11 protein-coding genes are annotated in these 12,841 nt (G+C 41.1%); 6 read left to right on the forward strand and 5 right to left on the reverse strand.

Features of this window, described 5'->3' with window-relative positions; translation table 11 throughout:
• Positions 1–56: 56 nt before the first annotated feature.
• From L2747_RS16280 to L2747_RS16300, 5 genes are all read right to left on the reverse strand, one after another.
• Positions 57–518 (reverse strand): ATP-binding protein, encoded by a 462-nt coding sequence (locus L2747_RS16280; RefSeq protein ID WP_249000063.1) that lies wholly within the window; start codon positions 516–518, stop codon positions 57–59.
• 10 nt (positions 519–528) lie between these two features.
• The gene (locus L2747_RS16285; protein WP_249000064.1) at positions 529–1,722 is read right to left on the reverse strand and encodes a nucleotidyltransferase family protein; all 1,194 of its coding nucleotides are present in this window, start codon (positions 1,720–1,722) and stop codon (positions 529–531) included.
• Positions 1,723–1,735: 13 nt separating this feature from the next.
• The gene (locus L2747_RS16290) at positions 1,736–2,068 is read right to left on the reverse strand and encodes an STAS domain-containing protein (RefSeq protein ID WP_249000065.1); all 333 of its coding nucleotides are present in this window, start codon (positions 2,066–2,068) and stop codon (positions 1,736–1,738) included.
• Between the two features lie 13 nt (positions 2,069–2,081).
• The gene (locus L2747_RS16295) at positions 2,082–3,284 is read right to left on the reverse strand and encodes a SpoIIE family protein phosphatase (protein ID WP_249000066.1); all 1,203 of its coding nucleotides are present in this window, start codon (positions 3,282–3,284) and stop codon (positions 2,082–2,084) included.
• Between the two features lie 178 nt (positions 3,285–3,462).
• Positions 3,463–3,858: a nitrous oxide-stimulated promoter family protein gene (locus L2747_RS16300; protein WP_249000067.1), complete on the reverse strand. Its 396-nt coding sequence runs from the start codon at positions 3,856–3,858 to the stop codon at positions 3,463–3,465.
• A gap of 731 nt (positions 3,859–4,589) precedes the next feature.
• Here L2747_RS16300 and L2747_RS16305 point away from each other — a divergent pair.
• The 6 genes from L2747_RS16305 to L2747_RS16330 all read left to right on the forward strand — a co-directional run bounded on the left by L2747_RS16305 (position 4,590) and on the right by L2747_RS16330 (position 12,837).
• Entirely contained in the window at positions 4,590–7,115 is a 2,526-nt protein-coding gene (locus L2747_RS16305) for a TonB-dependent receptor (RefSeq protein ID WP_249000068.1), read from the forward strand.
• Positions 7,116–7,237: 122 nt separating this feature from the next.
• The gene (locus tag L2747_RS16310) at positions 7,238–9,256 is read left to right on the forward strand and encodes an EAL domain-containing protein (protein ID WP_249000069.1); all 2,019 of its coding nucleotides are present in this window, start codon (positions 7,238–7,240) and stop codon (positions 9,254–9,256) included.
• Between the two features lie 186 nt (positions 9,257–9,442).
• Entirely contained in the window at positions 9,443–10,342 is a 900-nt protein-coding gene (locus L2747_RS16315) for a hypothetical protein (protein WP_249000070.1), read from the forward strand.
• 129 nt (positions 10,343–10,471) lie between these two features.
• On the forward strand, positions 10,472–10,768 hold the full coding sequence (locus L2747_RS16320; protein ID WP_249000071.1) for a hypothetical protein: 297 nt from the start codon (positions 10,472–10,474) through the stop codon (positions 10,766–10,768).
• Between the two features lie 271 nt (positions 10,769–11,039).
• Positions 11,040–12,491, forward strand: coding sequence for a protein adenylyltransferase SelO (locus L2747_RS16325; RefSeq protein WP_249000072.1), 1,452 nt, complete (start codon positions 11,040–11,042; stop codon positions 12,489–12,491).
• Positions 12,492–12,540: 49 nt separating this feature from the next.
• A complete protein-coding gene (locus L2747_RS16330) occupies positions 12,541–12,837 on the forward strand; it encodes a DUF3630 family protein (RefSeq protein ID WP_249000073.1) in 297 nt (98 codons plus the stop codon).
• The last annotated feature ends 4 nt before the right edge of the window (positions 12,838–12,841 follow it).

The raw sequence follows: 12,841 nt of genomic DNA on the forward strand, positions 1-12,841 counted from the left end.
CCCTATCTTTCTTACCATATGACTTATCAATAGTGTTTGTAGCTGTGCTCTATGGGTTAAGCTTTACCATTGGCTACGCTAGCTTCTTTTAATAGTCTGAATGTGTTTTTGTTTGCCGTTGTGGTGTACTCAAATGTGTCTGCTAGCTGTTTAACAATCTTTAACCCTCTGCTGCTTTGTAGCCATGTAGATGGGTCGTCGGCCACAGGTTCAATAAAGTCAGCATTGGCTAAATCCGTCAGGGTTTGTGGTGTCATAGTGTTGCCATAATCAGAGATTTCAATAGTGAGCTGCTTGGTTGCATTTAGGTAAGAGCTAATATCAAAAAGTGAACCTTCGTTATTAGCATAAGCGTGCTCAAACACATTGTTGACTAACTCCACTAAGCACAGCTCCATTTGATCTATTGTGGTGACTGCAACACCGAGTTGTTGCCAAAATGGCACAATATCAGCAGCCACAAGACGAGAAGCGTCTAGGCTGCTTGAGTATTGTTTGTGAAACGTCCTTGTATTCACTCGTCGCCCCTTATTTGACTTGATGTAGTGGCGTAGGGGCTGTTGGTAGCGAAAGATCATCTTTATAAAAGGAACCAACACTGGATTTACCAAGTAACGGCCGAGAGACATTGCGGTTTTTTAAAATATGTACGTATTGGCAATCAGCCAAAACTTGTGTATAGCCATCATGGCCTAGCAGGTAATCGCCAAACATGGTTTTATTAACGATATAAGCATCATCTGCTAAGTGGATGTAATCACAGATAAGCGTATTACTAACTAGACTTTTGCTTTCGACTTTACAATTTGCGCCAATAACTGCAGGGCCAATGATGGTGGCACCATCTTGAATTTCACAGCCACTACAGATAATGACAGGAGGAGTGATCTTGCATTTCGAGATATCGACTCGAGAATTTATGCCGACCCATACACCGGGAGACACTTGAGTCCCTGGAATAGGGTAGCCCTTAACTTTGCCGTTTAAAATATCGCTGGTGACCTCCCATACATCTTTAACCTTGCCAACATCAAGCCATTGAAAGTCCATATTGACGGCATAGAAATTAGCTTGTCTCTCAACGAGTAATGGGAAAAGGTCACTACCAATATCAAATTCAACATCTTTTGGGATAAAGTCAAAGATGGCAGGCTCAAAGATATAAATACCAGTGTTAATTTTATTTGAAAGTGCTTCTTCTTCGGCAGGTTTTTCTTGGAAGCTTGTGACCTGACAATATTTATCGGTGACAATAACGCCATATTTACTGACTTCAGAAGTTTCGACTTCACGGGTAATAATTGTTGCAAGTCCACCATGCTTTTTATGGTGTTCAATGGCTTCTTTTAGATCGAGATCGATCCAAGCATCACCACAAACAACCACAAAGGTCTCGTCAAAGAACCCTGAGAAATCTTGGATTTTGCGCATACCACCAGCACTGCCTAATGCCTGGCTAATAAACTCACCGTTTATTTCTTTGGCTTCATAGGAGTATGACAATTGAACATTAAAGTGGTGACCGTCGCCAAAGTAATTTTCAATGATCTCAGCTAAATGGCTGGTATTAACCACTATTTTATCTATGCCGTGTTTGGCAAAGAGCTGGATCATCGATTCCATAACGGGTTTACCCAAGATAGGCACCATGGGTTTAGGAATAGCATAAGAGATTGGTTTTATTCGAGTGCCTTTCCCTGCGGCGAGTATCATCCCTTTCATTACATTTACCTCTTTATGCCGTTGCTGCTAATGCTGATTCAATCGTTGGATGGCTTAAAATTAGTTTGTCCATACGAGTGAGTTTGAGCAGGTCTAGAATTGATTTTTGTGGATTCACTATGCTGATTTTTGTATTACGCAACATCTTATAAGCGCCCATTACTGCGCCAAGTCCACTGCTATCCATAAAACGCACATGGCTTAAATCCAGTACTAGATGGTCACGAATATTGCCTTTAATATTTTCTAACTCTTCTCTAAAAGAGGGAGCTAGCTTGGCATCAAACCGTGCTTCATTAATTTGGATTACCGTATATTGGCCTTTTTCAATTATGTCGAATTGCATGATATTTCCTCGTTTAGTTTCCTTTCCATTCAAAGGTTAGCAAGCTGATGTCATCATCAAATTGCTCTATGCCACACCAGCCCTTTACAATGCTTACAATAGTTTCTGTTTGCTCGTTGATTGGCTGTGGCGCTAGTTTTTGTACTAGTTCTTTTAAGCCCAGTTCGGAATATTGTTGATTGTTAGCAGATTCTGCTTCAGTGATGCCGTCAGAATATAAAAAGATGCGATCGCCATGATGGAGTTGCACGTGTTCAGTTTTATAGCTCGCAAAATCAAACATGCCTGCTACAAAGCTGTCTTGCTCAATAAAGTGTGAACATTGTTGTTGCTTCTGCAGCCAGATCATGGGGGGATGCCCTGCACTGGCGTAGCTTAATGTACCGTTGCGGATATTAAGCACGGCATACACCATAGTGAAATATAGATTGTTGTTGTCTTGGCTGAGGTAGCTTTGGTTTAACCTAGCGAGAACTTCGCTGGGATCTCTAAGCATATAAAATGGGTCGGTGTCTTTTTTTCGTTTGACGTTTGAATGCGTGCCAGTGTTGGCACTTAAGCTTTGCTGAATAGCAAATGACATTAATGCTGAGGCAACACCGTGGCCTGCAACGTCAAAGAGATAGACTGCAACATGCTCCTCATCGAGCTGCATGCAGCCGAGCATATCACCGCCAATTTGTGCACTGGGTATGTGAGTGTAATGCAGTTCAACGCCTGGAAAACTGGTTTGCTTAGGTAGCATTCGACGTATAAGAGCGTTAGCGGAATCTAAATCTTGATGAATGGTGGCGTAAGCGCGGTCGAGCTCAATATTTTTAGCGACTAATTGGTTATGTAGTTCTAAGGTTCTAAAGCCAGCTTTTAGGCGAGCATCTAGCTCGTTAATATTGGTTTCTTTTGCAATAAAATCATCGGCACCAGCATTAATGCCTTCAACAATTGAATCATCATCGTCACGGCCAGACAGTAAGATAAAGAAAATATAGCGGCCATAATCTGGAGATTTGAGACGAAAGCACAGTTCGATACCGTTAAGTTCCGGCATCATCCAATCACTGAGAACCAATTGAATAGAGGGCGATTTTTCTAGTTGCTTAAGCGCGTGATTACCATTGATAGCGGTAATAACTTGATAGCCTCGTGAAGACAGCATTTTAGTCATGAGCAGTTGCATGACTCTGTTATCTTCGACCAATAGGATTTCTTTGCTCAAACTTCAGCCTCCGTGCTGCCTCGTACTCGTCGAGCTAAACTTGTCTCGATTTTGAATAAGTCCTTTTACTTTTCAAAAGTCTAGTAGTGAATTTTGCATACGGCAAGCTGGTGGCAAATACTAAGGTAGATGCCTGTTGAAATTCTAAAATGAGTCTCTTTTATAGTAGCGATACAGCCTAATCTTTATCGTTTAAACTTAGTCGCTGGTGGCGGTTTGAGTTTGCTTTAGGTGGTTTAGCAGGAGCGTTTTTGCGCTCAGACATTAAATGTCTAATTGCCATAATCGGGTGAGGAAGTAGCATTCTTGGGCCTGCAAAAATCATTATTTCACGAGCTTTGGCTTTCATATGGGGTTTGTAGCAGTGCACTGGGCATTTATTACATGTGGGCTTATCTTGGCCATAAGGGCAACGATCTAAACGAACATGAGCATACTCAATAAAGCTAGCGCATTCTTCGCAAGGATGTTGTTCTGCATCGGTATGATGCGCTTTACAGTAAATTTTAACCATAGCTGAAATGGTTTCAAACTCTCGAAGAAGTTTACCACTGAGAAGTTGTTCTAATGCCATGGGATACCTTAGTAAGCTACTGGGTTATTTATTATGATAAGAGGCTTAGCATTAGCTGACAAAATATAACGATGAAACTTTGAAGATGTGCACAAAATATTGGTTTTGGTTACTAACATCTGTAGTTCATGGCAGAGCTAAAATCTGTACCCTGTAATAAACATTAGGTTTTTATTTGGCGTAAAAGCAGTTTTAATCACTCAATCATTGATAACAATAGCGATTAATCTGGGATTATTTTTATGTAAGGATAAATTACGCTTGTCAGAGTGATTCACACTGGCTTAAAATCCGCCGCGACATTTTTATGTCAAAAATTTTTAGACTAAATATTAGCAACATACGCAAATGGATAGCGACAAATATAGTGCTGTTACCGAACATGTATAGGGTAGTTCTACATTGAGGTTTTCTATATCTGTTTAAGTTACTTAGCTTGCTAATATTTAAAGCAAGATTGAAGTTAACTTCCATAGCCCTTCCTAAAGTAGCTTGTAAGTCTACAAGAATCAAAATCACTCTTTTTTATCAGGGATGCACTAGCTATTCCTAATATTGGCACGGCGCTGAATGTTGCGATGCCATTGATATATGGCACCACTTTTAACATGACAATTGATACTTTGAGATATTCCTTATTGCGATTAATAGGGATAGATCGTCCGATCCTTAAACCTTGTTTACAGCCGACTCAAATATTTAAGTCATTGGTTGTTTTTCTGTTGGCTGTAATGCCACAAGCTAAGGCAAGTGAGCTTATTACTGAAGATTCAATTGAAATAATCGAGGTACATGGGATCCAAGCTTCAATGAAGGCCTCCATTAACAGCAAAAGGTTTGCTGATTCGGTCATTGATATAGTGACTGCCGAGGATATCGGTAAGTTTCCCGACGCAGATGTAGCAGAGTCATTAGCCAGAATGCCAGGCATTGCAGTTAACCGCCAATTTGGACAAGGGCAGCAGGTATCTATTAGAGGTGCATCGAATCAACTAACGAGCACCCTATTAAATGGTCACTCCGTAGCATCAACAGGATGGTTTGATCAGCAAACAACAGATCGTAGTTTTAATTATTCTTTATTACCGCCTGAAGTAGTGGGAGATATTGAGGTTTATAAATCTTCCCAAGCGGATATCGCTGAGGGTGGTGTTGGTGGAACTGTTATCATTAATACTCGAAAACCGTTGGATTTAGATGCCAATTCACTCTTCTTTAGTACTAAACAAGATTATGGCAGTGTATCAGAAAAAGTTGACCCTGAATTTTCTGGTTTATACAGCTGGAAAAACAATGAAGAAAGCTTAGGTGTTTTGCTTGCGGTAGCTAATGCGAAAACGCGTTATCAGCGTAATGGTATTGAGTCTCAAATAGGTTGGGGTGATATTGTGCCGACGACTTTTGAGCAGCAGCGCGAGCGCACAGCCATTAATGTGGCTTTACAATATCAAGCTACGGACAACTTAATATTGGGCTTAAATGTTATGCGCCTTAATATGCAGGCTAATAATGCTAACACTTCACTATTTCTTATGTTTCCAGATGATAAAGAAGCAGCTTGCGAACAAAGAAATGAAGCTGGAACTTGCATTTTTTATCGCCGTGGTGCGGATGATGCTAATCCTGGCTGGGCACAAACGTGGGTGCGTGAAGCCAGCATGGATTCAAACACCTATGATTTAGATTTTACCTATGAAACCGATAATTACACTCTAGAGGGATTAGTGGGTAATACGCAATCTGACGGTGGAACCAATACGACGGCTAACTATGGATTTTGGTTGGGGCAAGCCAATGATTTTGCCGGGACCTATGATGCAACTGGTGATGTAATACATATCGATATCGCCGATAAAACTTTTGTAGCAAGTGACTTTAATGGTCCACTAGCACCAGAGAGTTGGTCGCTTCGCAAACAGCCAAACTCTGACCAAGAAAGCTATATTAAACTCGATCTTACTGTACCAGTGGAGTTAGATTTTATTAGTGCTGTTAAAATGGGGATTAGCTGGGCTGATCATGATGTAAAGCAGGAGTCATTTGACGGCGTTTTTAATCCTAATGTGCTTGCCAAAAATGCATCGGCTTATTACTCAGGCACGGTGTCATCAGGTGGGGGCTTTACTCTGCCCAAGCCTATTTTTGATGCGATGCTTAATGATGCTAAAGCCGCGATAAGCTATTTTGACCGAGATGGGCAAGTATATAAGTCCGGCTACGGTACCATTAGCGAAGACAATCTAGCGGTATATCTAATGGCTAATTTTGAGTCTGCAGGCCTTCGCGGCAATATTGGTTTGCGTTATGTTGCTACTAGCGTGGCTTCAGATTTTTATCAGCTAAATGCCGAAGGCACCTATAGCGACGAATTGAGTCGGTTAGCATCTAGTTATAGTGAGCTGTTACCTAGTATCAATCTTGCCTATAACATGCGAGACAATTTGTTACTCCGTGCAGCAGCTGCCAAAGTTATTTCCCGACCTAATTATGACGATATGTTTGCTTCTTCTGCGCTTTCTGGTTTTGCTGACGGATTACCCTGCAATGAAGTTGTTGATAAAGGCAACATTGGGTTAAAGCCTTTTAAAGCCACGCAAGCCGAAATTGGCCTCGAATGGTATTTTAATTCTGAAAGTTTAGCCGCAGCGACCTACTTTGTTAAACATATCAGTTCATTTGTGACCTCTGAACAATTGCTAGATCAAAGTATAGGTATTGTCGATCCTGATACTGGCGAAGATAATTGGACTGTATCGACCAAGAAAAATGGCTCCGGTGGCTACATTCAAGGCGTTGAATTACAGCTGCAAAGCAACTTTGAAACAGGTTTAGGTTATGCGGTTAATTATACTTTTTCCGATTCTAGCGCGCCAGCACACTATTACCCTGATCAGATAGGTGTGTTTTCTGACTCTTCAAAACATACAGTAAACTTAGTAAGTTACTATGAGACAGATGCATTTTTTGCTCGGCTTGCCTATAACTGGCGCAGTGAATATATGATTAGAGAGCTGCCAGGCTACTACGGTAATCGAGAGCATCAAGACTATGCAACGGTCGATTTGAGCAGCGCATACCATGTTACTGATTATCTCGCCGTGACATTCGAGGTCGTTAACTTATTTGCAGAAGATAGTATTCAACTTGGTGTAGCATCACAATCTGCGGATGTTAAGCCTGAGTTTAAAAATAACTATCCAGTCTTTAGTGCTAAGGGTGAAGCGAGATACAAATTGGGTGTAGCGCTTCGCTTCTAAGATTTTGCTATGGAAAATATATATTTAATCGCGATAAAAGGTCATGATGAGCGTGGCTGTACTTTTAATGTTAACGCTCTTACTGCATGTTTTTTCTGGGGTTTAGCTCAAGGTTGTTACGCATGATTTTACGCAATATCTCAGCTAGAGTGTCAAACTTGAGTCAAGGCTCTAAACTCTACTTATCTGATCTTGCTGCAATTGCATTACTACTGCTGCCAATTACATTAGCTAACTCGTTAACTATGTTGTTAGGTCATGCTTTTAGCCTTATAGAGATTAATTATGTTTCTGAGTTAATGTTCTATGTTTCGAACATTCTTATTAATCTCTATCCAACGACTTTTTGTATCGTTGCCTGCTACTATTTATCACAGAAAACGAACGCATCTAGCGCCATTTTTATTATTTATGGCTTAGTACTTTTCTATATCCTTTCGCTGGGAAGTTTCGATTTATCAACAAACTACACCTTGCCTAATAACCCGCTACTTGCACTATTAAGCGCCATTGTGACCTATTTATATTATCTGTATTTTCCTATTCGTTTACTCGATCCTAATTCGTTTGATTTTGCGTCTAGGCTAATAAAATATATTGGTCATATTTTCTGTTTCCTAATTATTGCCTTGTTGCTTTCTCAGTGGATTATTCATATTGGGGATTATATTAGAGAGGAAGTTTCATCATTTGGATTCAATCCACTTACGTTTAGCGGTGGTTTGTTATATCAAACACTTCTTGGCATGCTAGGGGCTGTAGGAATTAATGGGCATAACATGCTGTTTGCCGTTAAGCAGCAAATCTATGCTGATACACTAACCAATATTGAAGCTTGGAAAGCAGGTGAAGCCACGATAAATGTGATTAGCCAAGGTTTTTATGACGCGTTTTTATCTATGGGCGGTTCGGGTAATTGCATTAGCTTATTATTGTGTGTGTTACTTTTTAGCAAAAAATATAATCATAAAATGCTCGCTGTCGTCGCGATACCTATGGTGCTATTTAATATTAATGAAGTACTGCTATTTGGATTACCGATCCTCTTCAACCCTATACTCATAGTGCCGTTTATTGTTGTTCCGTTAGTCAGTTTTGTGATTGTGTATTCCTGCATCGCTTTAGGCGTTGTTTCACCTATAGTCAGCATTGTTAATTGGTTAACCCCGCCTATTTTTAGTGGCTACTTTGCCATGGGGGAGCAGATTGACGGCGCGATATTACAGATAGCGGTCATTATCGTTGGTATTTTTATCTATCGACCTTTCTATTTGGCTTATGTTGGTAGGCATTTAATTACGCTTGACCCTGCAACTCGCTTTGCGGCAGCTGAAGGTTCGATATTTAATAACGTGTTACGCAGTGTTAGAGACTCTGCAAACAATAATATTAGCCAATCTTCAGCACAGAAACGCCTTGCTCAAATCTTAAGGCAGGGACAGTTGGTGATGTTTTATCAGAAAATTCAATCGGTGCAGGATCATAGCCAATATAATTACGAGGCTTTAATTCGTTATATTGATGATAGCGGCGAGCTTCGCCAACCGACATTTATTGCGGACTTTCAATTACTAAAATCGATGCCGCTACTAGATAGGTTAGTCATAGAGTTGGTGTTAACTGATATGCAAAAAATGCACTTGCCTGAAGGTGGACGTGTAGCAATAAATGTCTCTGTTGCGTCCATAGAGCAAGCTGATTTTGTAAGTCATTTACTAGCACGATTAGCACATTATGGAGTTAGTCCGTCAAAAGTAGAGATAGAAATTACCGAAGAAGCTATGTTGAGTGACAAGGTGTTCCTGACTCGAGTGATGACAGAGTTGCAGGCAAAAAATATTGCGATCTCTATGGATGATTTTGGTTCCGGTTATGCGTCATTCCCGCATTTGCTAAAGTACCCATTTAACAAGGTCAAAATAGATAGGTCGTTATTATTAGATGCTACGTCGAAAAAGGGCAGAGAGGTTTATAAATTGGTTGCAACTTTAGGTTGCATCGCAAATTGTAGAATTGTCGCTGAAGGGGTAGAAACAGCGCAGGAATATGAATTTGTTGAACATTGTGGTGTTGATCTTGTTCAGGGATATTACTTAGCCAAGCCTGCTCCTCTTGAAAAATTAACTGGTCAAAACAGCTAAATTTGGCTGCTATTTATGCTTTGTAACATTCAAAAAACGAATATTTTTGATACCCGATTAAAAAAGAGATATAAATACTTGATATTAGACGAGACAATGCATTATTAATAATGTTTGATTTTTGCACACTCCAAAGCTAAAAAGTGCTTAAGGGATGTGTTTTATGGCCAACTCAGGTGGAAGATAATGAAAGAAATTGCCATTATATTACTGATTGTAATAGGTGTTTATCTCTATATGCGTACTCAAAAAACGGCACAAGCCGAAAAAGAGCAGGCAGCAGAGCAAGCAAAGCCGACGGAAAGTGCGGCAGAGTCAGAGATGAAAGATATCACTCCTGAACAGTCTGAACCTACCTCTACGCCAACGGTTGATGGCGTGAGTTTTGAGCCGAAAGAGGCTACAGAAACTGAAATTCAACAAGCTGCAGAGCCAGAGCCAGAGCCAGAGCCAGAGCCAAAAGTGGTAGTAGAGCCAACTGTTGAAGATAAGGCTGAACCTAAAATTACTGTTGAAGTTGAACCAGAAGTGCCTACCGAGAAGCTCAATATTGTTGCTGAGCCAGAGCCTGGCAATACTGAAGAAGTGATTGTTGAAGCTCCCCCCGTTGTAGTGCCAGCGGTTAAAGCTGAAGAAGCTGTTAAGTCTGAGGCGGTTGAGAAAACCGCAGAGTCGGGTGATTTAGATTGGGCTAACCCTAAGTTGGTTAAAGCATTAGCTGATTTCGAATCGGCTAATGACTCCGCGACTCAACATCTTGCGCTCTCAGCTGCCGTTGCAGAATGTTATAAGCAACGCAAAACCGCTGAATATGTAGAGTACGGTGCAGGGTTATCACAGCGTTACCTTGAAGTGTTTGCTGCCTTTATAAAAGGTGTTAAAGCAGAGAATCCTGATACTGATGTTAAGGGCGCTGGCATGATGCATTTATCAACCTTGCTTAATGATAAAGGTGAATTTGATAGCGCTATTTCTATCTGTAAAACAGCAATTGAATATGGTCTTACGGACGGTACAGTTACTGATTTTTCAGGACGAATTGTTCGTATCGAAAAAGCCAAAGCAAAGGCGAATAAAGCGGGTTAATCTGCGAAAAATAATCAATCCATAACCAAGCTGTGTAGAATTAGCTTAATGGTTAGCAAAAGGCGAAATCCAGACGGATTTCGCCTTTTTCATTTCTTATTATTTTAACGTTTTATTAGGATGTATTTCATGAACCTTAAATCATTATGTTTAGTTGTTGCCGCAGGGGTGAGCTTAACAGCTTGTATCCAATCGCCAGAGTGGACATTGCTTTATTACCCTGACAAAGAAGCTAAGCCGAGCGTAGCAGAATCAGGTGAATTTATTAATGGTTACTACGAGTCGATTGAGCAATGTCATGCTAAAGGTAAAGGATTGAAGCGCTTAAGTGGTAATGATAATGGGACTTATGTGTGTGGTTATCAGTGTGAAGCGTCTGATAAGTCTCTTAGCTGTAAAAGCGTTATTACGCCGCAAGAGTCATAGTGAAGGGTCAGCACTTTATCCTGATTTTGGCTTATATCGGCGTCAAGGATTGGGGTTGTTACAATCAGGAATGAGTTGAACGGGGTTAACCTCAGGCTTTGTACGCTATGGTTACTTTGACAGATTACGTACAGGCGTTGAATATCGAGATTATCTATTGCAACATAGCTGTCTAATACTCATTAGCGTAGTGTTGAAGCTCTATTATAGGTGTAAAGGGTAAACTTGACGCGACGAACTACTGGGCCCACTTTAGCAGGATTGGAGTAACATGCAGTTAAAACAGGACTTCTTTGAGCAGCTACCAGAGTTTTATTCGCAGGTTTTCCCACTTGGGATCAGTAACCCACATTGGCTCGCATGGAGCCAAGATGCAGCCGATTTGCTTGCTATTAATGCGCCGACAGAGTCATTGTTACAAGGGCTGTCAGGAAACGCCGCTATTGATGGGGCAAGCTATTACGCGCAGGTTTATAGTGGTCATCAATTTGGTAGTTACTCATCTCAATTAGGCGACGGCCGCTCTATTATTCTTGGAGAAGCATTAGGTCCACAAGGCGCTTGGGATGTGGCACTAAAAGGCGGCGGGCCAACACCGTATTCTCGTCATGGTGATGGTCGTGCAGTTATGCGTTCTGCTGTAAGAGAGTTTTTGATTTCTGAGGCTTTACATCATTTGCATGTCCCGACTACGCGAGCGTTAGCCGTTATTGGCTCTGACTTACCAGTATGGCGAGAAACGCAAGAGGCCGCTGCAATCACAGTGCGCCTGGCTAGGAGTCACATTCGATTTGGTCACTTTGAATTCTTTTGCCACAGTGAACGTGGTGCACCCGATAAGCTAAAACAGTTGCTGAACTTCACCATTAAGCAACACTACCCAGATTTAAGCTGTGATGCATTAGGATATAAAGCATGGTTTGCCCGTGTAGTAGCAGATACCGCCAAGATGATTGCTCATTGGCAAACAATCGGTTTTGCGCATGGTGTGATGAACACTGACAATATGTCGATACTCGGCGATACCTTCGATTTTGGTCCTTTTGCTTTTCTCGATACCTTCAAAGAAGACTTTATTTGCAATCATTCAGACCCTGAGGGGCGTTATGCATTTGGCCAGCAGCCGGGCATTGGTCTATGGAATTTACAACGCTTAGCTCAGGCGTTAACACCGATAATTCCATCTGATGATCTTGTGGCTGCATTGAACCTTTACCAAGTTGAACTGGTGCAGCAATACCTTGTGCTAATGCGCCCTAAATTAGGGCTAACAACCACTTACCAATGTGTAGAACAAGACCAAAGTGATTTAGAGTTAATCGGGGGCTTTACGACTTTGATGGAGAAAAACCATTTAGATCATACTAATACTTGGCGTCGATTCGGTTTATTAGACCCTAATGCCTGTTCGTCTGCTTTGCGAGATGACTTTGTTGATCTGAACGGTTTCGATACTTGGTATCAGGCATACCAAATGCGGCTAGGTAAAGTTGATGAGGTTCATCAATGGCAGGTTGCTCGCAATCAAGTTAACCCTAAATATGTTTTGCGAAATTATTTAGCTCAAGAGGCAATAATTGCTGTTGAAGAAGGTAATTTAACCCCACTACATCAGTTGCAAAAGGTGCTACAAACCCCTTTTGATGAGCAAGCAGAATTCGAACATTTAGCTAAACGTCCGCCGGATTGGGGCCAAGGTTTGATAATGTCTTGTAGCAGTTAGGCGCCAAGCGAATGTTTATCGATACAAATACAATAATAAGAGTAAACTAATGCAATTAATCTCGATTAAATTAGACCGCGAAACATTAAGTTTAGCAGTGCAGGCTGATATTGATTTTGAACAGTTTGAGTTGTTTGCGGAACCATTTGCTAAAGCCTTGGATTGCCGAGTCTTAGAAAAGCAGTGGGGAGCAGACCGTCACCAGTGGTTACTCGAGTTTGAAGGGACACATCTACAGCTGAATTATGAGTTTTACGGCGATATCTGTTGGTTATCAACTGACAGAGAAGATGAGTTTGAAGTGTTGGTCTATTTGGCAGAGTTAATACGGCCTTATCAAGTTTAGCCTG

Source organism: Shewanella marinintestina (genome assembly GCF_023283845.1).
Lineage (GTDB): Bacteria > Pseudomonadota > Gammaproteobacteria > Enterobacterales > Shewanellaceae > Shewanella > Shewanella marinintestina.

Coding starts and splice junctions, on each gene's coding strand:
- L2747_RS16285 (WP_249000064.1), bottom strand. CDS start 1,722: ATGAAAGGGATGATACTCGCCGCAGGGAAAGGCACTCGAATAAAACCA.
- L2747_RS16290 (WP_249000065.1), bottom strand. CDS start 2,068: ATGCAATTCGACATAATTGAAAAAGGCCAATATACGGTAATCCAAATT.
- L2747_RS16300 (WP_249000067.1), bottom strand. CDS start 3,858: ATGGCATTAGAACAACTTCTCAGTGGTAAACTTCTTCGAGAGTTTGAA.
- L2747_RS16305 (WP_249000068.1), top strand. CDS start 4,590: ATGCCACAAGCTAAGGCAAGTGAGCTTATTACTGAAGATTCAATTGAA.
- L2747_RS16310 (WP_249000069.1), top strand. CDS start 7,238: ATGATTTTACGCAATATCTCAGCTAGAGTGTCAAACTTGAGTCAAGGC.
- L2747_RS16315 (WP_249000070.1), top strand. CDS start 9,443: ATGAAAGAAATTGCCATTATATTACTGATTGTAATAGGTGTTTATCTC.
- L2747_RS16320 (WP_249000071.1), top strand. CDS start 10,472: ATGAACCTTAAATCATTATGTTTAGTTGTTGCCGCAGGGGTGAGCTTA.
- L2747_RS16325 (WP_249000072.1), top strand. CDS start 11,040: ATGCAGTTAAAACAGGACTTCTTTGAGCAGCTACCAGAGTTTTATTCG.
- L2747_RS16330 (WP_249000073.1), top strand. CDS start 12,541: ATGCAATTAATCTCGATTAAATTAGACCGCGAAACATTAAGTTTAGCA.